The sequence below is a fragment of the Streptosporangium sp. NPDC023963 genome, assembly GCF_040639135.1.
Taxonomy (GTDB): Bacteria; Actinomycetota; Actinomycetes; order Streptosporangiales; family Streptosporangiaceae; genus Streptosporangium.
In genome coordinates this window covers 375,350-399,262 of the sequence record NZ_JBEZZK010000006.1, presented here as the reverse complement: position 1 = coordinate 399,262, position 23,913 = coordinate 375,350, and the positions used below count along the sequence as shown (strand labels likewise).

At 71.7% G+C, this 23,913-nt stretch carries 18 protein-coding genes; 8 read left to right on the top strand and 10 right to left on the bottom strand.

Going from position 1 to position 23,913, the window contains the following annotated elements; genetic code table 11:
- Positions 1 to 106 precede the first annotated feature (106 nt).
- The 4 genes from AB0F88_RS21525 (at position 107) to AB0F88_RS21510 (ending at position 4,856) form a co-directional block, all read left to right on the top strand.
- On the top strand, positions 107 to 1,558 hold the full coding sequence (locus AB0F88_RS21525; protein WP_362686528.1) for an MFS transporter: 1,452 nt from the start codon (positions 107 to 109) through the stop codon (positions 1,556 to 1,558).
- A gap of 192 nt (positions 1,559 to 1,750) precedes the next feature.
- Positions 1,751 to 2,278 (top strand): PadR family transcriptional regulator, encoded by a 528-nt coding sequence (locus AB0F88_RS21520; RefSeq protein WP_362686525.1) that lies wholly within the window; start codon positions 1,751 to 1,753, stop codon positions 2,276 to 2,278.
- Positions 2,275 to 3,021, top strand: coding sequence for an ABC transporter ATP-binding protein (locus tag AB0F88_RS21515; protein ID WP_362686522.1), 747 nt, complete (start codon positions 2,275 to 2,277; stop codon positions 3,019 to 3,021). Before AB0F88_RS21520 ends, AB0F88_RS21515 begins: the two co-directional genes overlap by 4 nt.
- Positions 3,022 to 3,026: 5 nt before the next feature.
- Positions 3,027 to 4,856, top strand: coding sequence for an FtsX-like permease family protein (locus tag AB0F88_RS21510; RefSeq protein ID WP_362686519.1), 1,830 nt, complete (start codon positions 3,027 to 3,029; stop codon positions 4,854 to 4,856).
- Positions 4,857 to 5,093: 237 nt separating this feature from the next.
- On the opposite strand, the gene AB0F88_RS21505 is transcribed toward AB0F88_RS21510, so the two are convergent.
- The 3 genes from AB0F88_RS21505 to AB0F88_RS21495 form a co-directional block, all read right to left on the bottom strand.
- Complete coding sequence (locus AB0F88_RS21505) at positions 5,094 to 5,378, bottom strand: DUF1540 domain-containing protein (RefSeq protein WP_362686516.1); 285 nt, start codon at positions 5,376 to 5,378, stop codon at positions 5,094 to 5,096.
- A gap of 251 nt (positions 5,379 to 5,629) precedes the next feature.
- Complete coding sequence (locus tag AB0F88_RS21500) at positions 5,630 to 6,340, bottom strand: lysoplasmalogenase (protein WP_362686513.1); 711 nt, start codon at positions 6,338 to 6,340, stop codon at positions 5,630 to 5,632.
- Positions 6,341 to 6,496: 156 nt separating this feature from the next.
- Positions 6,497 to 8,212: a right-handed parallel beta-helix repeat-containing protein gene (locus tag AB0F88_RS21495; protein ID WP_362686510.1), complete on the bottom strand. Its 1,716-nt coding sequence runs from the start codon at positions 8,210 to 8,212 to the stop codon at positions 6,497 to 6,499.
- Positions 8,213 to 8,294: 82 nt separating this feature from the next.
- Between AB0F88_RS21495 and AB0F88_RS21490 the strand changes: the two genes are divergently transcribed.
- Positions 8,295 to 9,272 (top strand): TetR/AcrR family transcriptional regulator, encoded by a 978-nt coding sequence (locus tag AB0F88_RS21490; protein ID WP_362686507.1) that lies wholly within the window; start codon positions 8,295 to 8,297, stop codon positions 9,270 to 9,272.
- A gap of 142 nt (positions 9,273 to 9,414) precedes the next feature.
- Here AB0F88_RS21490 and AB0F88_RS21485 read toward each other — a convergent pair whose 3' ends face one another.
- The 3 genes from AB0F88_RS21485 to AB0F88_RS21475 all read right to left on the bottom strand — a co-directional run bounded on the left by AB0F88_RS21485 (position 9,415) and on the right by AB0F88_RS21475 (position 11,725).
- Positions 9,415 to 10,008: a TetR/AcrR family transcriptional regulator gene (locus AB0F88_RS21485; protein WP_362686504.1), complete on the bottom strand. Its 594-nt coding sequence runs from the start codon at positions 10,006 to 10,008 to the stop codon at positions 9,415 to 9,417.
- A gap of 7 nt (positions 10,009 to 10,015) precedes the next feature.
- On the bottom strand, positions 10,016 to 10,558 hold the full coding sequence (locus tag AB0F88_RS21480; protein ID WP_362686501.1) for a hypothetical protein: 543 nt from the start codon (positions 10,556 to 10,558) through the stop codon (positions 10,016 to 10,018).
- Positions 10,559 to 10,729: 171 nt separating this feature from the next.
- Complete coding sequence (locus AB0F88_RS21475) at positions 10,730 to 11,725, bottom strand: transcriptional regulator (RefSeq protein ID WP_362686498.1); 996 nt, start codon at positions 11,723 to 11,725, stop codon at positions 10,730 to 10,732.
- Between the two features lie 177 nt (positions 11,726 to 11,902).
- Between AB0F88_RS21475 and AB0F88_RS21470 the strand changes: the two genes are divergently transcribed.
- Complete coding sequence (locus AB0F88_RS21470; RefSeq protein WP_362686495.1) at positions 11,903 to 12,364, top strand: VOC family protein; 462 nt, start codon at positions 11,903 to 11,905, stop codon at positions 12,362 to 12,364.
- 412 nt (positions 12,365 to 12,776) lie between these two features.
- Here AB0F88_RS21470 and AB0F88_RS21465 read toward each other — a convergent pair whose 3' ends face one another.
- Positions 12,777 to 14,654 (bottom strand): thiol-activated cytolysin family protein, encoded by a 1,878-nt coding sequence (locus AB0F88_RS21465; protein ID WP_362686492.1) that lies wholly within the window; start codon positions 14,652 to 14,654, stop codon positions 12,777 to 12,779.
- 141 nt (positions 14,655 to 14,795) lie between these two features.
- On the opposite strand from AB0F88_RS21465, the gene AB0F88_RS21460 reads away from it, so the two are divergent.
- Positions 14,796 to 17,489, top strand: coding sequence for an AAA family ATPase (locus tag AB0F88_RS21460; RefSeq protein ID WP_362686489.1), 2,694 nt, complete (start codon positions 14,796 to 14,798; stop codon positions 17,487 to 17,489).
- Between the two features lie 605 nt (positions 17,490 to 18,094).
- Here the strand turns inward: AB0F88_RS21460 and AB0F88_RS21455 are convergent.
- A complete protein-coding gene (locus tag AB0F88_RS21455; RefSeq protein ID WP_362686486.1) occupies positions 18,095 to 19,447 on the bottom strand; it encodes a saccharopine dehydrogenase NADP-binding domain-containing protein in 1,353 nt (450 codons plus the stop codon).
- A gap of 233 nt (positions 19,448 to 19,680) precedes the next feature.
- On the opposite strand from AB0F88_RS21455, the gene AB0F88_RS21450 reads away from it, so the two are divergent.
- Entirely contained in the window at positions 19,681 to 22,116 is a 2,436-nt protein-coding gene (locus AB0F88_RS21450) for a cation-transporting P-type ATPase (RefSeq protein WP_362686483.1), read from the top strand.
- Positions 22,117 to 22,149: 33 nt separating this feature from the next.
- Here AB0F88_RS21450 and AB0F88_RS21445 read toward each other — a convergent pair whose 3' ends face one another.
- Positions 22,150 to 23,259 (bottom strand): LLM class flavin-dependent oxidoreductase, encoded by a 1,110-nt coding sequence (locus AB0F88_RS21445; RefSeq protein ID WP_362686480.1) that lies wholly within the window; start codon positions 23,257 to 23,259, stop codon positions 22,150 to 22,152.
- A gap of 28 nt (positions 23,260 to 23,287) precedes the next feature.
- Positions 23,288 to 23,542: a hypothetical protein gene (locus AB0F88_RS21440; RefSeq protein ID WP_362686477.1), complete on the bottom strand. Its 255-nt coding sequence runs from the start codon at positions 23,540 to 23,542 to the stop codon at positions 23,288 to 23,290.
- Between the last annotated feature and the right edge of the window lie 371 nt (positions 23,543 to 23,913).

Sequence of the window (23,913 nt, the reverse complement as noted above, 5' to 3'; positions counted from 1 at the left end):
TATGCGCTGCTGAAAGGTGGAGAGGTCGACCGGAGACGGGGAACGGGGCGGTCATGACGATGCTCAGCCGATCACGGGCCGGGGCACCGCTCCCCCACGCGGCCGGATGAGCACCGGACCGGACGGGGTGACGTCTCCCCAGGATCGGGCGGGGGCGGATCCGCGCCGCTGGAAGGCGCTGAGCGTCTGCCTCGTCGCCGGTTTCATGACCCTGCTGGACGTCAGCATCGTCAACGTCGCGCTGCCCGCCATCCGCGCCGGGCTGGACGCCCCGCAGAGCGCCCTGCAGTGGGTGGTGTCGGGGTACGCGCTCACCTTCGGGCTGGTGCTGGTCCCCGCCGGGCGGTTCGGCGACATGTACGGCCGGCGCAACGCGTTCGTCTTCGGCGTCGTGCTGTTCACCCTCGCCAGCGCGGCGGCCGGGGTCGCCGGGGACCCGACCCTGCTGGTCGTCGCGAGACTCGTGCAGGGACTGGCGGGCGGAGTGATCAACCCGCAGGTCAGCGGGCTGATCCAGCAGCTCTTCCGGGGGGCGGAGCGCGGCAGGGCGTTCGGGATGCTGGGCACCGTGATCGGCATCTCGACCGCGATCGGCCCGCTGCTCGGCGGGCTGCTCATCGACCTCGGCGCCGGTGCCGGCGGGTGGCGCCTCGTCTTCTACGTCAACGTGCCGATCGGCGTCCTGGCCGTGGTCCTGGCGTACCGCTACATCCGGCCCGCCGCGAAGGAGTCGCGGCCGCGGGAGTCCATGGACCCGGTGGGCGTGCTGCTGCTCGCCGCCGGCGTCGTGCTGGTGCTCCTGCCGCTCGTCGAGGGGCACGAGTGGGAGGCCTCGGTGAGGTGGCCGTCCCTGCTCGGCGGGCTCGTCGTGCTCGCCGTCTTCGCGGCCTGGGAGCGCCGGTACGGGCGGCGCCACCAGCCGGTGGTCGACCTGTCCCTGTTCCGCAGGCGCTCGTACGCGCTCGGCGCCCTGGTCGGGGCGCTCTACTTCGCGGGCTTCACCGCGATCTTCTTCGTCCTCACCCTGTACCTGCAGAACGGCCTGGGCTACTCGGCCCTGGAGGCGGGGCTGGCGACCACGCCGTTCGCGGCGGGGTCGGCCGTGACGTCCCTGTTCGGCGGCCGGATCGTCACCCGGCTGGGCCGCCCCCTGGTGGTGGCCGGGCTGGTGCTGGTCGCGGTCTCCCTCGCCGTCACGGCGCTCGCCGTGCGGCTGGTTCCCGGCACGCACGTGGCCTGGGCCGTCGCGGTGCCGCTGCTCCTCGCCGGCCTGGGCAGCGGCCTGGTGATCTCCCCGAACCAGACGCTGACCCTGTCCGAGGTGCCGGTCGCCGGGGCGGGCTCCGCGGGGGGCGTGCTCCAGACGGGACAGCGCATCGGCACCGCCGTGGGCATCGCGGCGATCGGCTCGGTGTTCTTCGCCGAGGTCGCCTCCTCGCACGGCGACTACGCGACGGCGTTCCGGCACTCGCTGCTGGTCACCATCGCCTTCGTGCTGGCCGCGCTGGTCGTGGCCGTCGTCGACGTGATCACCTCCCGCCGGGCCGCGCGGTCCTGAGCGGCCGCCCGGCCCTCCCCCCACCCGGCGGATCACCCGCCCGCTCCTGAATCCGGGAAGCCGCGACGCCCGAGCCCGCCGGCCTGTTCGTCCCGAACGAAGAGGGCACGGGTCCGGATCCCGTGGTGCCGCGGGTTTGACGACGACCGGGGATAACCGTTAGATATAGGGCTAACGGTTAGAGGGGGTCCAATGCAGCAGGAAGTGGTGCTGGCGATGCTGGCCAAGGAGCCCTCGCACGGCTACCAGCTGCGCGCGCGGCTGCGCGACGCGCTCGGCCCTCTCGGCGACTCGATGAACGCCGGGCAGGTCTACGTCACGCTGACCCGGCTGGAGAAGGCCGGTCTGCTGGCGGTCGAGACGTCCGCCGACGACGCCGACCGGTCGGATCGCAAGGTGTACGCGCTCACTCCCACCGGCCAGCAGCGAGTCGCCGAGTGGATCACCGAGGTGAGCTGGCCGAAACCCGGCCTCGCGGAGTTCCATCTCAAACTGATCGCGGCCGCGTCGGCCCGGCTGGCCGACCCGCTGACCATCGTCGGCGCCCAGCGCCGCGAGCTGCTGCGCCGGCTGCGTGACGCACAGCGCGCCGCCATGGCCGAGCCGGACCACTCGGACGCGGCGCTGCTGCTGGAGGGCATCGTGCTCCGGCTTCAGGCGGACCTGCGCTGGCTCGAGGCATGCGAGAAGAACTGGACCCACCGAAGGAGTGGCTCGTGAGCAACGCCGCCGACACACCCGTGCTTCGCGCCCGCGGGCTGCGAAAGGAGTACGGCAAGGGGGAAGGGCTGGTGCGCGCCGTCGACGAGGTCGATCTCGACATCGGCGCGGGAGAGACGGTGGCGATAACGGGGCCCAGCGGCTGCGGAAAGTCCACGCTGCTCCACATACTCGGAGGGCTGGACCGGCCCTCCGGTGGAGAGGTGTCGCTGAACGGCCGTCGCATCGACGACATCGGCGAGAAGGCCCTGTCCCGGATACGACGGACCGCCGTCGGCTTCGTCTTCCAGTCCTTCCACCTGATGGAGGAACTCACCGCCGTGGAGAACGTCGAGCTGCCGGCGCTGCTGGCCGGACGCTCGCCGCGGGCCGCCAGGCAGCGCGCGAAGGAGCTGCTGGAGCAGGTCGGGCTCGCCGGGCGGGCGCGTTTTCTGCCCTCCGCGCTCTCCGGCGGCCAACGGCAGCGGGTCGCGGTCGCCCGGGCGTTGAGCAACGAACCGTTGATCGTTCTCGCCGACGAACCGACCGGGAATCTGGACAGCGCCGCCACCCTGGACGTCCTCCAGCTCTTCGAGGGTCTGCACGAGTCCGGGCAGACGCTGGTCATCGTCACCCACGACGCGCGGATCGCGGCCACCGCCGACCGGATGATCTCCATGCGCGACGGCGCGTTCGTGGACGAGATCAGGTTGACCGGTGACACCACCGGGCGGCTCGGCGCTCTCGCCGGGTTGGAGGACTGAGGGCGATGGGCCCCATCCTGCTCGTGGGCCGCCTCGCCCTGCGTGACCTCCGGCGGCGCCGCGTCGAGGCCGTGCTTCTGCTGCTCGCCATCATGGCGGCCACCACGACGTTGACGCTCGGGCTCGTCCTGCGCGACGCGGCCGGCGACCCGTACCAGAGCACCCGGGAGGCGACCGGCGGACCCGACGTGGTCGCCAGCGCGGGCAAGGCCGAGGGGCTTTCCGCTCTCAGGGAACTGGCCGGCGCTCCCGGCGTCATCGACCACAGCGAACCGTACCCGGTCACCCCGGCAAGACTTCAGGCATCCGGCCGGACGTCGGACGCGCAGGCCGTGGGGCGCGACGCCGCGCCCGCGTCGATCGACCAGCCCAAGGTGATACAGGGCGGCTGGGTCGGCGACGGCGGCGTGGTGGTCGAGGCCGCCTTCGCCGGCGCGCTCGGTGTGCGCGTGGGTGACCCGGTCACCCTGAACGGCCGGTCGTTCGAGGTCGTCGGCGTCGCGGTCACCGCCGCCATGCCGCCCTACCCGGGGGCGTCCTGCATCGTCGCCGTCGGTTGCGCGCACGGTGCGACTCCCGAGGAGCTGTCCGAGCTGCCCGCGGACCTGTTGCAGAATCCGGGTCTGGTGTGGCTCACCCGGGCGGACGTGCGGAGCCTCACCCCGGACCCGGGCTCCCTGTCCCACGTCATGAACCTGAAGCTGGCCGACCCGGACACGGCTCAGGCGTTCGTCGACGCGAACCCGCCGGAGAGCCGGACCGCTCCACGCCTGGTGTCCTGGGAGAACATCCTCGAAGAGGCCACCGAGCTGGCCGGTGACTCCCAGATCCTTATGCTGATCGGAGCCTGGCTGCTCGGTCTGCTCGCCGTGGCCGGCCTTTCGGTGCTGGTCGGCGGCCGGATGGCCGACCAGACCAGGCGCGTCGGGCTCCTCAAGGCGGTCGGCGGCACACCGAGCCTGGTCGCCGCCGTGTTGCTCGCGGAGTACGTCCTCGTGGCCGTCGTCGCGGCCGCGGCCGGGTTGACGGTCGGATCGCTGACCGCTCCGTTGCTCACCGAGTCCGGTGCCGGCCTCGTCGGCAGCGTGGGCACGCCGTCGGTGACCATGTCCACGGCCGGCGTGGTGACCGCCGTGGCAATCGGGGTCGCGGTGGTCGCGACCGTCGTTCCGACGGTGCGCGCCGCCCGCTCCAGCACCGTCGACGCGCTGACCGACTCGCCACGCCTGCCCCGCCGCATCGGCTGGCTGATCGCGATCTCGGCGCGACTGCCCGTCCCGCTGCTTCTCGCCCTGCGGGTCGCCGCCCGCCGGCCGCGACGGGTCGTGCTGGGGGCGGCCAGCATCGCGATCACGGTCAGCGGGATCTACGTCCTGCTGGTGCTCAACGCCTTCCTCGACACCCAGTTGCTCACCGGCGGATACGGCGACGCCCAGGTGGAGGTGCTGCGCCACGTGCTCCTTGTCTGGACGGTCACGCTGCTCTCCCTGGCGGCGGTCAACGCCGTCGTCATCACCTGGGCGACGGTGATCGACAACCGGCACTCGTCGGCGCTGGCGCGCGCCCTCGGCGCGACCCCTCGTGAAGTGAGTGCGGCACTGGCGGCCGCACAGACGCTGCCCGCGCTCGCCGGCGCCGTCCTGGGCGTCTTCCCGGGAGGCCTCGCACTGTTCGCCGCGATAAACGCGATCACCGGCGGCGACGGCGACAGGGCCGCGCTTCCCTCGCCCTGGCAGCTTCTCGCCCTGGTGCCGGCGACCGTGCTCGTGGTGGCGGCACTCACCGCTGTGCCCGCCCGCCTCGGCGGCCGCCGTCCCGTGACCGAGACCCTCTAAGGCGCTGACCGAGACCCTCCAAAACGGTGATCGGGACCCTCCAAGACGTCAGGGCGGCCGGCGGCCGCCCTGACTACGAGGCCCTGGACCGTCGTGGTCCCGCGGCCGCGTGAAGCGGCCGCCTCCGCCGAGACCGCACGGGCCGGAGCACGGGGCCGTAGGGGCCGGAACCCGGGGCCGTCGCCGGCCACCCGCGGCTCCCCGAAGGCGTGGCGCCCCGACCCGGGTCACCCGCCGTCAGGCGGGCGCGTACGTGAGGCAGTCGATGTCGTTCTGCGCGTAGCCGACGACGATGCCGGAGGCCTGGCACTCGTACTGGACGTTGTGCTGGCACTTGGACATCTTGCAGGCGCCGACGTGACCGGTGGCGGACGGGTCACCGCCCTTCGTGTCGACCTTGAAGAAGGTCTCGCACTCCGCGTGGCTGCTGTTGCCGACCGTGATGGCCAGGGCGTGGCAGGTGTGCGCCGTGTTGTAGGCGCACGCCTCGACCTGGCACTCGTTGACCGCGGGCATTTGCATGGCTGAACTCTCCTAGGGCTCGGGCCGGTCCCGGGCTCTGCGAGCCTCGCCGGGGCCTGTCGCCCATTGGTTTGCCGGTCTCGCCCGGTGGCGACGCCGGCGTGTCCCGGTTGGCGTCCGGGACGTCGGCCCGCCTCGCGCCGCGCCATGTCACGGCCGCCGATGCTCGCGGCCGGACGTGACGCGGCCCGTGCCCGCGTACGGGCGCCGGGTCTACCCCGTCTCCTACCGCGCGCCGCTCGCCCTCACGCTCATACGGGTCCCAAGGCTTCTCCAAGAGAACCGGGGCGTTCGTCCCGCGGCGACGGGTTTTGGGGAAGGGGACGGAGACGGCCGACGATGCCCGAGGCCAGCAGGTACTGGGCGGCGATGTAGGTGGCCATGATCAGGAAGCCGTGTGCCGGGAGGCGGGGAAGGTCCGCCAGCTCGAACGCGATCAGCGTGTCGGACAGCAGGAACAGGGCGCCGCCCGCCCCGATCCACCGGCCGTGACCCGCGGCGGTCACCGCGGTGGCGGTCAGCAGCAGCGAGTAGGCGGCCACCGGCAGGCGCAGGTCGCCCAGCCCGGGCCAGAGAACCAGGATCAGGACCGCCCAGAGGGCGGCGTAGACCACCGGGACCACCGGGCGGCGCCGCAGCGCGTCGAGGGCTCCCTCCCGGACGAAGTAGGTCACGTAGCAGGCGTGCGCCGTGGCGAACAGGGCCATGCCCGGCAGGAAGAGGCCGTCGATCTCCAGGGCCACGTCACCGCCCCAGGACAGCAGGAGCGCCCACACCAGCGGGCGCGGCCCGCGCCGTGCCAGCACCCAGGCCGCGAGCAGCGGCATGAGCAGCGCCTTGGTCACGGAGTCCAGCGGGGCGGCGCCGGCGGCCACCAGCGCCAGGTGCACCGCGCAACAGGCCCAGAAGGCGGTCATCGCGGCGCGGGAGAGCACCCCAGCCCTTAGAACATCATTCTGCACAGAGGAATGGTAGAGCGTGCCCGAGTGGCGGGGCGTGCCGCCACCGCGACCGGGCAGACCCCGGTCGCGGGCACACCCCGCTGGACGCCGCCGCCGGCGGGCCGGGACCGCTACGGGACGGAGGCGGTGCGGGCCGGAGGTGGAGCGCCCCGGCGGTCAGCGGCCGAGCAGGTGGGCGTAGCCGGGCTCCAGGCCCGCCCGCGCGGCGATGCCCGCCGTACGGGCCGCGAAGTCCTCCTCGTCGGCCACCGTCGCGTTGCCCTCCAGGGTGACCCCCTCCGGCGGGTCGTCCCAGCCCACCGGGTCGGCGTCCCAGAGGTTGCCGCGCAGGACGACGTTCTCCAGCGGCGGCCAGACCTGCAGGGTGGCCGTGTTGTCGGCGCGCTGGACGGCGTTGCCCTCGACGGTGACCCAGGCGGCGCCGTAGTCGGTGTAGAGCCCGAAGTTGTACGGCGTGAGCGTGTCGCGCACGACGTTGCCGAGGATCGTCGCGCCGTTGTCGTGGGAGTCGCCCTGCGGGCCCGACAGGTAGATGCCGCCACCGTCGGCGAGGACCTTGAGGGTGTTGAAGGTGAGGTTGCGCAGGACCCGGGTGCTCCTGCCCGGGCCCAGCACGATGCCGCAGTGCGGGACGTCGTTCACCTGGTTGTGCGCGACCGTGGAGCCCTCGCTCGCGGTCACCGCGATGCCGGGCGAGCCGGAGTACTCCAGGCCGATGTCGTGGATCCAGTTGTTCTCGACCGTGACGCCGCGGCTCTCGCCGATCGAGATCCCGCCGCCGCAGACGTCCTCGAACACGTTGCCCCGCACCAGGACCTCGGCGCTGCCGCCGGAGAACCGCAGGGCCGTGGCGCCCAGCCGGGTGAAGCGGCAGCCTTCGATCGCGACCCGCTCGGTGCCCTCGAACACGACGTTCGCGGGGATCGTCAGCGACTCCCCGGGCACCGTCACCCACGCCCCCTCGGCGAACGACACCTTCTCGATGGGGCCGCCGTCGTAGTAACCGGTGCCGTGGTAGTGCAGGAAGCCCTCGGGACGGCTCGGCCGCGTCCAGGTGGCGTCGGCGAAGGTGATGCCCAGGAAGGCGACGTCGCGGGCGCCGGTGACCGTGACCAGTTCCTCCAGCACGGGCGCGACGACCTCCGTCCGCCCGGGGTCCTCGCCGGGGCGCGGCAGGTAGCGCAGGACGTGACGGCCGGGGCGGGACCTGTCGAGGACGAAGGTGCCCGGCTCGGTCAGGAAGCCCGCGCCGTTCTCCACCCGGGTCGGCAGACCGGGACCGTAGGACTCGCCGCCGCCCTCCCAGGGCACCACCGAGTTGTAGAGCTCGATCGCCCAGCCGAAGGCGGGCTGGGCCATGGTGATGGTGGTCGAGTGCCCGTCACCCTCGACGGCGGCGACGCCGAGGCGGGCCTCCGTCCACGGGTAGACGCCGCGCAGGACGAACTCGACGTCGCCGGGGTTGCCCCAGCCCTGCGGGGCGGTGCTGTCCGTGACGTAACCCGTGCCGGTTCTGGTGGCGTTCCCGGGAACGGCGTCGATCGAGGCCCGCTCGGCCCTGCGGCCGTCGACGGAGAGCTGACGGGTGTCGAGGTCGCCGACCTCGGCCAGCCAGACGCCGTCCCGCTCCCACCAGCCGGTGATCCTCCGGCCGCCGCTGACGACGGCCTCGCCCACGGCCCGGTAGGTCACGCCGGAGTCGGCCTCGGTGAGCCGGAGGGTTTCGGCGAGCCGGTGGGTGCCCGCCAGCAGGTTGACCACGCCGCCCGCGCCGCGGGCCAGGTCACGGGCGTGGGCGAGGGTGGCGAAGGGGTGTTCGCGGGTGCCGGGCCAGGCGTCGTCACCGGAGGGGGAGACGTAGAGCTCGCTCAAGAGCACTCCTCGTTTATGGTGTAAACAATGATATACAACATAAACAGATATTGAGGCCGAGCGTCAAGCCGAAGGAGGACGGGTGACCGGCGGGGAGGATCCGGACCGGACGGTCGAGTTGCTGTGGCGGGAGCCGCGGGACGCCGCGCCGAGACAGGGGCTGAGCGTCGACGCGATCGTGCGCGCCGCCGTCGAGATCGCCGACGCCGACGGGATCGAGGGGCTGTCCATGCGCCGGGTCGGCGAACGGCTCGGCTTCACCAGCATGTCGCTGTACCGGCACGTACCGGGCAAGGCGCAGCTCGTCGACCTGATGTGCGACGCCGTGACGGGCGACGTCACGGCGGACACCGCCGCAAGTACCGCCGCAGGCACCGGGGCGGACGACGCGGCGACCGACACGGCGACCGACACGGCGACGGACGAAGCGGCGAGGAGCGAGGCGGGCGGCGGCGTGGCGGCGGGGACCCCGGCGGGCACGCCGCACGGGTGGCGCGAGGCGCTCGAGGGGTGGGCGCGTCGCAGCTGGGCCCTGTGCCGCCGTCACCCCTGGCTGGCCGGGGTGCGCGGCAGCCGGCACGTCCCGGGCCCGAACTCCGTCGCCCACTTCGAGTACGCGCTCAGCACCGTGGCGGGGATCGGCCTGAAACCCGCCGAGATGGTCGCCGTGGTGGGCCTCGTCGGCCGGTTCGTGGACAGCGAGGCGGCCAGGGTCGCGGAGATCGCCAAGGTCGAGCGGCACACCGGGGTCTCCGAGGAGGAGTGGTGGGGCGCCAGGGACTCCCTGTACGAGAAGCTCCACCTCTACCCCACGCTGACCCACGTCTGGGAGGCGGGCGGCTACGACGAGCCGGAGGACTCCTTCGAGTTCGGCCTGCGGCGCGTGCTGGACGGCATCGAGGCACTGGTCCGCGAGCGTGACATAAAGCGTGACGAAAGTGACTCATGTGTGATGTGCGGAACGAGCATGGACCGGGCGGAGGCGGGCCGCCCCCGCGCCTACTGCTCGCGGGCCTGCCGGCAACGCGCCTACCGCAGGCGCCATCGGCCCGCACCGTGACCGGGCGACCCCTCGGACCGGACGCCCTTCCACGTGCCCCCAGCCCCGAAGTGAGCCGATCCGCGCAGGTCACCGGCCTCCAGGAAAAACCGGCCTCCGGCGGTCCCGGCGCGGTTCACGATCGGCACATGGCCGGCGCGGTCTACGCCCCGGAGTCCTCGCCTTCGGGGACGGCGTTCCAGAGCCGGGCGAGGAACAGGGTGAGCGTGCCCGCGACGGAGTCGCCGGGCTCGCCCGGGTGGTCGAGCGCCCACGCGTCGAGCGCGTCGAAGACGCCGAGCGTCGCCACGGTGATCAGCTCGGCGTTCGGGAACGGATCGATCAGGCCGATGCGCAGGCCGTTCGCGACGAGCCTGTGGATCCAGGAGCGGCCGTCGCGGGCGAGGTAGGGCTGCCGGGCGAGTACGGCCCGGTCGTCCGGGTGCTCGCGCAGGTGTGCCACCAGCCGCGCCGTGCCCGCCGCCACCTGCTCCCACAGCTCCTCCCCCGACGTGACGTCGACCCAGGGGCCGAGGGCGGTGAGCGTCCGGGTGCCGGCGTCGGCGACCACGGCGCCGAAGAGGTCGTCCTTGCCGTCGAAGTAGTGGTAGGCGGAGGTCTTGGAGATGCCGGCCTCGGCGATGATCTGGTTGAAGGACGCGGCGTCCTTGCCGTCGCGCGCGAAGTGGGCGCGGGCGACGGTGAGGATGGAGGCTCGCGCGTCGGCCGGCAGCCGGTCGAAGCGTGGAAGCGGCATGGGTTCCCTAAAGGCTTTCTGTCAGCGGGGCGGCCGGCTGCCGGGCGGCAAGCCTGCGATTGACCCGGCCCGTCATGATCCAGTGTGCGGCCCACAGCGGGAGGGCGATCGCTCCGCCGGCGTATCCGGCCGTTCCGGGGAGGAGCGACAGGATCTGGAAAGCGCACCAGCCGTATCCGAGCGCCGTCCACCACCGGATGAATCCGCCCGGCACGCGCGCGCCGGCGGTCGCCGAGGCGGCCACCGAGGCGGAGACGGCCCGCACGATGAAGAAGTCCTCGGTGAAGTTGTAGGGAATCGCGAACATCCACCAGACCGACGCGGGAGAGGCGGTCCTGGCCTCGGGCCGTACGAGCGTCATCGTCCGCTGGAGGGCCCGGCAGTACAGCGCGACGAGGCCGAGGAAGACGGCCAGGGCGATCGGCCCGCCGGGCGTTCCCAGCGCCCTGATCTCGCCCATGATCCCCGGCCCCCACTCCGGCGCCCAGAGCGGGTAGCCGAGGAGGATCGCGGCGAGGACGGTGCCCACGGTCTTGACGACAACTCGCATGCCTGGAGTGTACTACTGGTACACACCGGTGGTTCACCTCTGATCGGGAACGGCCGGGCGGGGCAGCCCGAAGATTTCGCCCGGCCGCCTCACCTGCCCGCGCGCACGGGCCGCACGGTCCTCGACCCCGTGCCTGACGGCCTGGGACACGTTCGAAAGCGGAGGGCCGGCTCAGGACGTCGGTGATGTGATGCCGTGGCCGGCCACGGTCCTGGTGAACCGGCGGGCGAGGTGGTCGAAGGCGTCGGCGAGTTCGCCGGGGCCGATGACCTCGATGTCGGCGTCGTAGCGGGCGATGGCGGCGGCGAGGCCGGGCCAGGACCAGGACCCGAGGGTGAGCCGGCAGCGGTGGGGGCCGGCCTCCTCGACGAGCCCGTCGCGGGTGTAGAGGGCCACGGTGGCGGCGGGCAGGTCGAGGATCACCGTGCCCCGGCAGGGCCAGTCGCCCGAGGCGTCGCCGGAGCCGCGGAACGCTCCGGTGACGAAGGTGGCGGCGTCTCCTCCGGGCAGTACGCGGGGGGTGAACCGGGGCCCGTTGGGGGTGCGCGGGGTGATCCGGTCGGCGCGGAAGGTGCGCCAGTCGTCGCGGTCGAGGTCCCAGGCGATGAGGTACCAGCGTCCGTCCCAGGTGATGACGTGGTGGGGTTCGACGCGGCGCGGGGGTTCGTCCGCGGCCTCGGCACCGTAGTCGAAGCGCAGGATCTCGCGGGCGTGGACGGCGGCGCTCACGGCCAGGAGCACGTCGCCGTCGACCGGGCCGGCCGGCCGGGTGACGGGTCGTTCGACGGCGGTGACGCGCAGCGCGTCGACGCGATGCCGGAGCCGGGAGGGCATGACCTGCCGGATGGTGTTCAGCGCCCGTTCGGCGGGTTCGGCGAGGCCGTTGCCGGGGGTGGTGGCGGCGATCCGCAGGGCGACGGTGAGGGCGACGGCCTGCTCGTCGTCGAACAGCAGCGGGGGTAGTTCGGTGCCGGCGCCGAGCCGGTAGCCGCCGTCAGGGCCTTTGACGGCGGCGATGGGGTAGCCGAGCTCGCGGAGCCGGTCGACGTCGCGGCGCACGGTGCGCAGGCTGACGTCCAGGCGATCGGCCAGCACCGTGCCGGACCAGTCCCGGCGGGTCTGCAGCAGCGACAGCAGGGCCAGCAGCCGGGCGGAGGTTTTCGGCATGCACCTGATTCTGCCCGCAGTGGGTGCCACACCCTGTCACCTACCCCTGCGAATCTTCGTCTCGGGCCGGTCGGCCACCGCGGCCCGGACGGACCTCTTCCCCTGACTCTCGCAAACGAGATCTATCAGCCCATATCGGGCGTACCGCGCCCGGAAAACCACCGAGGAGTCACCGGCATGGCCATCTCCACCACCACCCACCTGAACTTCCGCGGTGACGCCCGCGCGGCGCTGGAGTTCTACCAGACCGTGTTCGGCGGCCACCTCACCACCGTCGCGTACGGCGACCTCGGCATGCCGAAGGACCTGCCCGACGCCGACAAGATCGTCTTCGGCCAGGTCACGGCCGACAACGGCTTCAGCGTCATGGCCTACGACGTGCCCGGCCGGGCACCGGCCGCCGCCGCGCCCGCCGCCACCACTCGCGAGCACGGCATGACGCTGACCGGCGAGCGGTTCTTCGTGTCCGTCCGCGGCGAAACCGCCGAGGAGGTCGGCGCGCTGTGGGACAGGCTCGCCGACGGCGCCGACCTCATCGAGAAGTACGGCCCGTCGCAGTGGGCCCCGGGCTTCGGGATGCTGACCGACCGCTTCGGCGTCACCTGGATCCTCGACGTCGCCGCCCCGTACGCCGGCTGACCATCGACGCGCTCCCAGGTCCGGGGCGGCCTTCCCGGGCCGCCCCGGACCACCCGGCCCTCGGCCTTCCGAAGGAACGGATCATGCGCAGACGACGACACCCTCGACCGGATCGACAAGGTGGTCCCGCCCGGGGTGAACCCGGGCACGCTCGACATCGCCTACGTACCACCCGCACTCGAGCAAGCCGACCTGCGCCGCCGCCGCGCCGGTGATCGCGCCGCCGCCTGACGTGCCCGTCCACGACCGCCGGCAGGAGCGCGAAGTCCTTGAGCACCGGGCCTTCGGAGGGCGCGTGCTCCGGTCACCACGGAAGACCCGGAGGGGTTGGAGACCCAACGTCCTCACCGCGGACGGCACCATCTGCGGCGTGATCGGTTTCGGCGGTCCCTTCGCGAGGAGGCGTCAGACGTCAGAGGTGCTGTGCGGGGATGGAAGGCAGGCGGCGCCGCACGGTCACCGTGACCTTGAAGGAGCCGTCGCCGTTCTGCATGTTGTCGTCGTTGAGCCGGAGCCACAGTTCCGAGCCGTGTTGCTCGTCGGGGACGACGACAGGCTGCGGGGTGCCGGAGCCGACGTAGAACCAGCTCGCGTTGTTGTACCCGGCGATGAGGCTGGCTCCGCGCTCCTGGGGAAGGGGATACCAGGGCTTTCCCGGCCCGTCGAGTCCTTCGGGTCCGTTGCGGCCGATGAACGCCCAGCCCGCCCAGACGGCGCCTTCCGCGGTGATGACGATCCTGTCGCCCCTGGCGAGCCTGATCCGGGTGTTGACCGGCCCGCTGTCACGGCCTTCTCCGACCTGGATGTTCTCCATCCTCACCTCGGGGCCGCCGTGGACATCGGCGTCCACCACCCGTACCACCTGTGTGGTGCGGTTGACAGCGGCCAGGTTGTGAGGGGGCGCCAGATATCGCGTCGCATACTTGACGGGCGCCGCCGGGATGTCGGCGGTCACCCGGATCTCCTTTTGGATGAACGCGGTCAGTTTCGCGGCCGGATCAGCCAGCACGAGGCCCGCGTTGCCGGTCGAGCCGCCGACGACGACCACCCGGAGCGAAGACCGCCGCAGGACATGGGTGTGCTCGGCCGCGAGGTTGAGGTCCCCGGAGACCGCCCCCTTCCAGGCCGCGTCCAACGCCGCCTTGACCTTGGTGAAGCTCTCGGTGGACTCGGCGAAGACAAGGATCGCCCGGCCGTAGGACACGGTTGAGATGTAGCACGGCGGGTTGTCGGGCCCCGCGTAAAGCTTGATCTCGTCGAGGCTCACATCGTCGGCGAAAAAGCGTGAGGGTGATCCGTCCGGGGTGAAGGCGACGTTGTAGTAGGTCTGGGTGAACAAACCGAGTGCGGCGGACTGTTTCAACCGGCCGGTCAGACTCGCCTTGGCACTGACGCCGAACATGGCCCCCTTGATGTTGAGTCCGAGGTTGACCATGCCCTCCTCCAGGCTGCTGACCTGGATCACATTGTGGTGGACGGCGGCCTCGGCGTCTTTGGGGTTGAGTTCCCCGATGAGGGCGTTGAGAGTGTCGATGCAGGACGGCAGGGAGGGGGCGTCCAGGCGGCTGCTCCGGGATCTCCCGCTCGCGGTCTTGAGATCGGTGGTGACGGTGAGCGTCCCCGGATGGCGCGTCAGGTTGACGGGCGCCAGCGCGCCGGACCGTACCGACTGTCCCGTCACGACGGCGCCCGCCCACAGGGCATCGGGAACCGGCGTCGTCTCGGTGAACTCGTCGACGAGGTTGACGACCTCCACCGTGGTTTCCTTGATCAGGACATCTACATCATCCACTCGGGTCGACCGCGATCGAGTGCTGATCTCGCGGGTACCGGCCGGTTCGGCGGGCAGCGGGGCCAGCGACCGAAGATAGGCGTCCACCTCCAGAACACTCTGCGAGGTGTCGGTGATGCTCGCCAGGGCCGGGCCGTGGTCGATCCGGAACAGCTTCAGGTCCGACGGCTCCACCACGGAGACGCGCTCGCGTGGTAGCCAGGCCAAGGTCTGCTCGTCGGGTACCTCCCGCAGAGTGCCGGCCCGCATCAGGAAAGCGGAGGTGGCGTCGGAGGAGACGTACAGCGTCCCTTCCGTCAAAGACGGTAGCGGCCTGCCCTCCTCCAACTCCTCGAGGCGGTGGTCGGGCAGAATGTGGACGGCGTCGTAGCCGCCCCGGCCGAGGCCTGCGAAGGTGACGTCGTCGGGAATCAGCCGGCGACGGCCGTCCTCCACCAAATAGACGTGGGGGGAAGATTCCCCCTTGACCAGGTTGGCATTTTCCGCAGGAACGCTCATGTCCTCTCCTTCCTCGAACGTGACGGCTTGACCATAGGAAGGCGGCAGAGCGCGCACCTCAGGGAAGCGACCCGGGGAATTCCCTCAAGGCCATCAAGCTGAGCCCTAGCCGATGGGACGTCGTCCGCTCAGGATGAAGGAATGATTTCGGCGTTCGTCGGACGGGCCGTCGAGCTCGAACGGCTCGAGACAGTCTTGGAACAGGTCACATCCGGCACGCCGCACCTGGTCCTGGTGGATGGCGCTGCCGGTATCGGCAAGACCACACTGATTCGCCGCTTCCTTTCAGGCTGGCCGAAACTATGCGTGTTGAACGCCAGCGGGGATGAGAACGAAACCGATCTGCCCTATGGCGTGCTGTCCCAGCTGACCGGTGAGCTCTGCCCGGCCGATCGCGATCCGATCGCGGCGGGGACCAAACTGCTGGAACGCCTGGGGACCCTCCAGGACAGCGGGCCGATCGCAGTGGTCATGGACGACACACAATGGGCGGACCTGCCGTCGCTGCAGGCAGTGACCTTCGCGCTGCGCCGTCTACGCGCCGACCGGGTGCTGTCCATCGTCGTCACCCGCGAACTGGCCGGAATGGTCATGCCCACCGGCCTGCGCAAACTGCTGAAGGACGACCGGACGATCCGCATCCGCCTCAGCGGTCTGCCCGCCGCCGAGCTTCGTGAGCTCGGGTCCGAGGCCGGCGACATGTTGCTGAGCGGGGCGGCGGCGGAGCGCCTGTGGGTCTTCACCGCAGGCAACGCATTGCATGTATGCGAACTCATGGAACATCTGCCGGCGCAGGTTTTGAACGATCTCACCCGGCCGCTTCCCGCTCCCCGCGGGTACGCCTCGCTGGTGCTGGCCCGGGTGGCCGCGTGCAGCCCGGCCACCCGGGACTTCCTGGCCGCTGCCAGTGTTCTGTCCCTTCCGCACCTCATCGATGACATCGCCAAGCTCGCCGCCGTTGAGCCGCTGACCGCACTCGACGAGGCGGTCAGGGCCGGACTGCTGGAGGAGCAGCGAGTCGGATACAACCTTCATGTGTGCTTCCCGCACCCCTTGACTCAGGCGGCCGTCTACCAAGGGCTCGGGGTAGCGGCCAGGCACCGGCTCCACAGGCGGGCCGCCGAGCTCGCCACCGGGGATCTCGACCGGTTTCACCACCGCGTGCGGGCGTCGACGGGTCACGACCCCGCTCTGGCTCTCGAGCTGGACGCCCTCGCACAGCACGAACAGCGCGCTGGTCTGTGGTCCACCGCGGGGACCCACCTGACACAGGCCGCGCACCTTGTCCAGGACGTGCGGCTGCGCGCCAGGCTCATCGGCGAGGCGATCGGCACGCTCGTCCACGCGGGCCGGGTGGAGGAAGCGGTCGAGCTGGCCCAGACGCTGCCTTCGGAGTGCCCGCAGGAGGTTCGTTCCTTCGCGGAGGGGGTGCTCGCCCAGATCGAGGGACGCAGCGGAGAGGCGGCCAGACTGCTGGTCGATGCCTGGAACCGGACCGACCTGGCGCTCGATCCAGCTCTGGCAGTGCGTACGGCGGAGCAACTGGCCATCGTGATGATGATGGCGGCCGATAGCGCACAGGCGACGATCTGGGCCGACAGGGCGCTCGCCGGCCCCATGCCGGGCACCGATTCGGGCATCGCCCGTGGCATACAGGTCCTGGCCACCGCCGCCCTGGGATTCCCGGACAAGGCTCTCGAGCTCACTGCGCACCTCCCGCCGGCGACGGCGGGGGTGGTGCGTACCGAGGACCGCGACCTGCTGGTCGGCCGAGGCACGGTCAGGTCTTGGGTCGGGGATCTCGACGGGGCCATCGATGATTTCACCGGCCTCCTGCGCGGCGCCCGGCGGCTCTCGGCGTTTCAGCGCGTGGTCGGCCATTCCCATCTCGGCAATGCCCTGCACATGGTCGGCCGATGGGACGACGCGCTGGTTCACGGCGAGATCTCCACGACGCTGGCCGACGAGTGCGACCAAGCCTGGATGGCGGGTGGCGCCCGTGGCCTGGCCGCTTTGGTTCCCGCCAAGCGCGGAGACTGGGCTTCAGCCGAGTATCACGTGGCAGAAGGTTGGCGGACCGTTGGAGAGATCGCCGCCTCGCGGTTCTACGTCGCGGTCGCGGAGGCGTGGCTGGCCACCTCGCGCGGCGATCCGGCCCGTGTGCTGCGTGTACTGCTTCCCCTGCACGAGGCCGCTCCTCAGGACGGATTCGAAGAGCCTGGTGTGCTGGACTGGCGCGACCTGCTCAGCGACGCCCAGCTCGCTCTTGGAAAGGTGCGTCAAGCGCAGGACTCCCTGGCGCCTTTCGAACAGCGAGCACTGGCCCGCGGGCACGACCTGTCTTTGACTCGGGTGTACAGGGCCAAGGGCAACCTTCTGGCGGCACAAAAGGATCTCGTGGGCGCCACGGCCGCCTTCGAGCAAGGACTGCGCCACGCCGGGCGGGCCCGTGTTCCCTTCGACACCGCGCATCTCGGCTTCGACCATGGACGTTTCCTGCGGCGCCACGGATCACGCAAGGCTGCGGCAGAGCGGCTGGAGGCGGCGCAGCGGATCTTCGACACGCTGCGCGCCACACCCTACCTGGAACGATGCGAGCATGAGCTGGCGGCGTGTGGCCGCGTGGCGCGCGACAGGCAGCACAAATGGGGCCTGACCGTGCGGGAGCTCGCGGTGGCCAAGCTGGTGGCCACCGGGCTGAGCAACCAGCAGGTCGGCAGGGAGCTGATGCTCAGCGTCAAGACGGTCGAGTACCACCTCGGTCATATTTTCGCCAAGCTGGGTGTGACGAGCAGAGCCGAGCTCGCCGCACAGTTCGCCGCAGGTACACGTTGAGGGATTTCCCCGGGGGCACCCCTGGGGCGCGGGTGGCAAGCAGGACTGAGCATGACGTCATGCGCTTCACTTTGGACCTGCCAAGCTGTTGTCAGAGAATTTCGCTGGAATCACCCGCGCGAAAGGCAAGGAGCAGGGCAGGGAGGCCCTGCTCGATTCCATCGCCGAGCCTGCGGATCCCTCCCTCCGCAGGCGGCTGGAGTCAACCAAGGTCTGGGTGTGGGCAACTCCGGGCTGCTCCGTCGTGCGCAGTGTCGTGGTCACCGACGGTCCGGAGCCCGGGCGCTTCCGCAATGTTCACGTGCTGGCTCCGGAAGAGGGCGTGTGGCGATGCCTGGTTTGGCAGGTCACGGAGCTGAGAACGTAGCGTTGGCGGCCAACCATCTGAAGACAGGACCTGCGCCACCCGTCCGTCACGAGAGCAGTGGTCCCGGTGGCAGCTGTCGGCAGAGGGCCCACTCGGCAGAGCGCTCGCTGACGCTCCTGGACAAGACCAGGCTCTCAACGCCCTCGCTGCGGTAGTCGACTGCCTCATGGGTCCGGGCCGGTCAGGCGGGTTCCGGACCCGGGCGGACGTCCGCCTCCGGACGTCCGCCTCCCGACGCCTACTTCCGCGAGTCGCTCAGCACCGTGAACGTGATGCCCGCCCGCCGGAGCCGGTCGATGAGCGCGTCGCCCATCGCCACGGCGGTGGTGACCTGGCCCGAGACGTCGGGCAGGTCGTCGGTCGCCAGGCAGAGCGCCGACTCGCCGAGCATCTTGGCGGTCTCGCCGTAACCGGGGTCTCCGCCCGCGACCTCGGTGACGACGCGTGCCCCACCCCCCTGGCCGAGGAAGGTCACCTTGAACCAGCTCCTGGCCCGCTGCTCGGCGCCGGGACCGTCACCGGGGGCGAAGCGTCGCAGCAGCAGGGAACGCGCCGGGGGGATCCGGGCCAGCAGGGCGAGCGCCCCCGCCCCCGCGGCGAGGCCCAGCGCGACGGGCAGTCGCCTGACCGCGTAGTGGTGGCGGTAGGTGAAGTCGGGGCCGTAGCGCTCCAGCGCGCGGGCCGAGCGGGCGACGATCCGCGGGTCGAGCGTGGGCAGCGGCAGGGCCCAGCCCCCGACGTAGCGAAGCGACCCGGGCCCGCCGCGCGCCTTCCTGCCCCCGGAACCCGCCACGGCCCCCACCGCGACCCCGGTCGCGGAACCGGCAGCGGTCTCAGCCGTGACCCCGCTCGCGGAACCCGCCGTGGCCCCGGTCCCGGACCCGGCCGTGACCTCGGTCGCGGAACCGGCAGCGGTCTCGGCCGTGACCCCGGGCGCGGAACCCGCCGTGGCCCCGCTCGCGGGACGCGCCCAGGGGTGCCCTTCGAGTTCGCGCCGGAGACGCGCGGCCTCGGCCGCCTGCCGGAAGCGGGAGATCACCATGACGGCGGAGTGCACCGTACCGCCCGACGCGCTGCCGGAGACCCTGACGAACCCGCTGACCTCCAGCGGCACTCCCCGGGGCAGGTGCTTGACGGTGAAGTAGGCGCCGAGGTCGTGCGGGATCGAGTCGAAACCGCACGCGTGCACGAGCTTGGCCCCGGTCCGCCTGGCCCGCTCGTGGTGGCGGATGAACATGCGGTCGACGAACTCGGACTCGCCGGTGATGTCCGCGTAGTGGGTGCCCGCGTCGGCGCAGGCGGCCACGAGCGGCTCGCCGTAGGAGAGGAAGGGACCCACGGTGGTCGCGACGACCCTGGCCTGCCTCGCGATCTCCGCCAGGGAGGCGGGATCGGTCGCGTCGGCGTGGAGCAGCGGCAGCTCGGGCAGGCCGATCCGTTCCCTGACCGCTTCGAGCCTGGCCCGGTTGCGCCCGGCCAGGGCCCAGCGCACGGAGGGACCGGCGTGGCGCGCGAGATAGTCGGCGGTGAGCGCTCCGGTGAACCCGGTGGCGCCGAACAGCACGATGTCGTACGGGCGGTCGTCAGGCATGGGCCGAGACTCCTCCTCGCCGGGCCCGCGCGCAAGGCGGACCACCGGGTGTGGCGTGACAATCGCGTCGCCGCCCGCGCACGAGGTCGTCTCGAACCCCGTGCTTCGCCATCCGCCGGTCGTCTCGAACCCCGTGCGGGGACCCGAACGCCATGACATCCGGGGACCAAGGTCCCCGCCCGGGGTGTCCTTCGCCCGGAGACCTTCGGGTCTTTGGCTGTTCTGCTGTAGACATGACCACCGCCATGGAGGCCCCGTCCGGGCTCACCGAGAAGCAGGCCGTACAGCTGCTGGCCGCGCACGGCGCGAACGAACTGCCGCAACCTTCCTCGCCGACCCTGCTCGGCCGCGCCGTGCGGCAGCTGGCGGACCCGTTTTCGATCCTGCTGGCGATCGCCGGCCTGGTCACCCTTCTGGTCCTCCGGGAGATCCCCGAGGGGGCGGCGATCCTGGCCATCCTGCTGGTGAACGTGGTCATCGGCGTCAGCCAGGAGGCCAGGGCCGACCAGGCCGTCCGCGCCCTGCGCACGCTCACCGCTCCGATGGCCAAGGTCCGGCGCGACGGGGTCACCAGCCGCATCCCGGCCGCGAAGGTCGTCCCCGGTGACCTCATCGAGGTGGCGGCGGGAGATCGGGTCCCGGCCGACGCCAAGGTGGTCGAGGCCAGCTCGCTCGGCCTGGACGAGGCGACGCTCACCGGCGAATCACGCTCGGCCGGCAAGAGCGCCACCGGGGCCTTTGGCCCGGACGTCATGCTGGGCGACCGTGACGGCGAGCTGTTCTCCGGCACGCTCGTGGTGCGCGGCTCCGGCCTGGCACTCGTCGAACGGACCGGTGCCCGTACCGAGATGGGCCGTATCGCCGCCGCTCTCGAAGGCCGGGCCAAGGGCCCGCTGGAGGTGGAGCTGGCCCAGGTGTCCCGCAAGATCGGCGTCGTCGCGATCCTCGCCGGGGTGGTGATGATCGCCCTGGGCCTCGCCCGGGTGGTCCGCGGTGAGGCGGCCCTGCTCGACATCATCCTGGCCGGGGTCGCGCTGGCCATCGCGGCCGTGCCCGAGAGCCTGGCCACCGCCGTGACCACCGCACGCGCGCTGGGCTCCCAGCGCATGGCCGGGCTCGGCCTCATCGTCCGCCGCCTGTCGGCGATCGAGGCGCTCGGCGCCACCACCGTGATCGCCACCGACAAGACCGGCACGCTGACCACGGGAAAGCTCACCGTCGTCGACCAGGTGACGGTTCCCGAAACCGACCTGTGGCGGGCCGTGCTGCGCTGCAACGACGCCCGTGACGGGCTGGGCGACGGCGTCGACGTGGCGCTCGCGACCGCGGCGGAACACCACGGGGTACGGCTCGCGCCGGCCGAGACCCGCCTGGCGGCCCATCCCTTCGACGCCGAGACCCGCTCCATGGCCGTCGTCACCGACGGGCCGCTTCTGACCGTCAAGGGCGCACCCGAAGTGGTGCTCGCCCGCTGCCTGCCCGGCGGGCACACCGAACGGCTGGAGCGGGCCGTGCCGGAGCTCACCGGGCGAGGACTGCGAGTCCTGGCGGTCGCCGAGAAGGACACCGCCGACCTGGACGCGGACGGCCTGCGGCCGGTCGGGCTGCTGGGGCTGCGCGACGAGATCCGCCCCTCGGCCGGTCAGGCCGTGGCCGACTGCCGGGGCGCGGGCATCCGGGTGGTCATGGTCACCGGCGACCACGCGGACACCGCCCGCGCCGTCGCCGAGGAGGTCGGCATCCACCCCGATCCCGTCATCACCGGCGCGGCCCTGGGCGGCCCCGACCGGATGCTGCGGCTGCGCGAAGCCGGGGTGATCGCCCGCGTGGACCCGGCCACCAAGCTCGACCTGGTCCACGCCCTGCGCGAGCACGGCGAGGTCGTCACCATGACCGGCGACGGTGTCAACGACGCCCCCGCCCTGCGTCACGCCGACGTGGGCGTGGCCATGGCCGGGGACGAGGGCACCGACGTCGCCCGCGAGGCCGCCGCGGTGGTCGTCACCAACGGTGAGCTCGGCACCATCGTCACCGGTATCCGCGAGGGCCGCCGGCTCCGTCACAACGTCCATTCCATGATCGGCTACCTGCTCGCCGGAAACCTGGCCGAGATCTTCCTTGTCATCGTCGGCCTGCTCGTCTGGCCGGACCTGATCATTCCCCTGCTTCCGGTCCACCTCCTGTGGATCAACCTGGTCCTCGACGGCATCCCCGCCATCGCCCTCGGTGTCGACCGCCCCGCGGGCGACCCCCTGACCCTGCGGCCCCGCCGCGACGGCCTGATCGCCCGGCCGGTCCTCATCCGCATCGCCGCCAGGGCGCTGGTCGTCGGCACGCTGGTCTTCGCCACCGTGGAGGTCGCCAGGCGGCTCGGCTGGAGCGAGGAGCAGGTACGCACCCAGGCCGTGCTCGCCCTGGTCTTCGCCCGCCTGACCCTGGCCTACGTCGCCAGGGCCCGCCGCTGGACCTTCGAGAAGGGCTGGTGGCGCGGCCGCGCGGTCCTCGTCGCGGTGATCGCCGCCGCCGCGCTACAGGCGCTCGTCACCCTGGTGCCCGCGTTGGGCGCCCTGCTCGTCCTGGTCCCCCTGCCGCCGATCGGCTGGGCGACGGCCCTCGCCGCGGGCCTGCTCACCCCGCTCCTGTGCGACCTGCTCAGGCTCCACCGCTGACGCCCGGCGGACGGCTCGCCGCCACGACCGCCCTCACCTCGGGGCGGGCGCGGCGGCGAGCCGGGGAAGCACGTTCTCGCCGAACCAGTACGACTCCTCCAGGTGGGGGTAGCCGGACAGGACGAACTCCTCGATGCCGAGCGAGGCGTACTCCTCGATCCGCTCGGCGACCTGGGAGTGGCTGCCGACCAGCGCGGTCCCGGCGCCGCCCCTGACGAGGCCGACCCCGGCCCAGAGGTTCGGGTGGATCTCCAGGTCGCGGGCGGTGCCACCGGCGAAGCCCTCGTGCAGCTCCAGCATGCGCTTCTGGCCGACCGACTCGCTGCGGCCCAGCAGCTTCCTGGCCGAGACGATGTCGGCCGGGTCGATGGCGGCCAGCAACCGCTCCGCCTCCGCCCAGGCGTCGCGCTCGGTGTCGCGGGTGATCACGTGCAGCCGGATGCCGAAGCGGAGTTTGCGGCCCCGCTCCTCGGCCAGCCCGCGGACCCACTCGATCTTCCTCTCCACCTGCTCCGGGGGCTCGCCCCAGGTGAGGTAGACGTCCACGTGCCTGGCCGCGACCGGTCCCGCCGCCTGTGAGGAACCGCCGAAGTAGATCTCCGGCACGGGATCGGGCGTCTCGGACACCATCGCGCCGTCGACGCGGTAGTGCGTGCCGTCGAAGTCGTACGGGGTGCCGCTCCAGGCGCCGCGCACGATCGACAGGAACTCGTCGGTGCGCTCGTAGCGTTCGTCCTTGGACAGGTGGTCGCCGAACCTGGCCTGCTCGGCGGTCTCCCCGCCGGTCACCACGTTGAGCAGGAGCCTGCCGCGCGAGAGCCGCTGGTAGGTGGCGGCCATCTGCGCGGCCAGCGTCGGGGACATGAAGCCCGGCCGGAACGCGACGAGAAACTTCAGCCGTTCGGTCTCGCGGGTCAGCGCGGCGGTGACCAGCCAGGCGTCCTCGCACCAGGTGCCGGTCGGGGTGAGGACCGCCTCGAAGCCGAGCTGCTCGGCGGAGCGGGCGACCTGCGCGAGATACTCGATGTCCGGCGCGCGGAACGCCGCCGCCTCGGAGCGGCCGTGCCCTCTGGCGAGGCCGTGGCCGCCCCCGGTGAGGACCCGGCTGTCACCGGCGGTGGGCAGGAACCAGTGGAACTTCATCGGGTGCCTCCGAACCTCGGGGGGAGCGTCACGAGGGGTTCTCCAGAATGGCGTCGAACCGGGTGTCGACGATGTCGGCGATCTTGATGGGTGCCGGGATGGGCTCGGCCTCGCTGAAGGCGTCGGCCACCGGCTGCTCGCGCTCGACGACGTCCCCGGCGAGCTTGAGGTCCTTGAACGAGCCGCGCTTGATCGCCGTGCCGACGATGCCCGGGTCGAGCCCGGCGAGCTCGGAGTAGACCTTGGTCCGCACGACTGTTGATTCTTCATACAGGTGGGCCACTACCGCTCCTCGCGTGATCAGCCAGCGAATAAACACATATTAACCAGTCGGATATACATGAAACTATGGCGAAAAAGCGAGGCCCGGTTCTCGAATTCGAGAACCGGGCCTCCCCCGCGCCGAGCATCACAGCCAGGGCATCGCTCCCGCCCACACCGCGCCGCCCTCGGCGTCCGGGCCGGTACCGGCCCGGCCCGTACGCCGCCCGCAGCAGCACCGGCTCCGTGCACTCGGCAGGCGCACCACATCCAGCGGAGCAGTCCAGGAGCTGGTCGTCGGCTCCAGGCCGGCCGGCCAGGAGAATGCCCACCCGGCGATGATCGGTTTGCCCGCTGAGTGTCGGGTGGGGTGGTAGCAGAACCCGCGGTCAG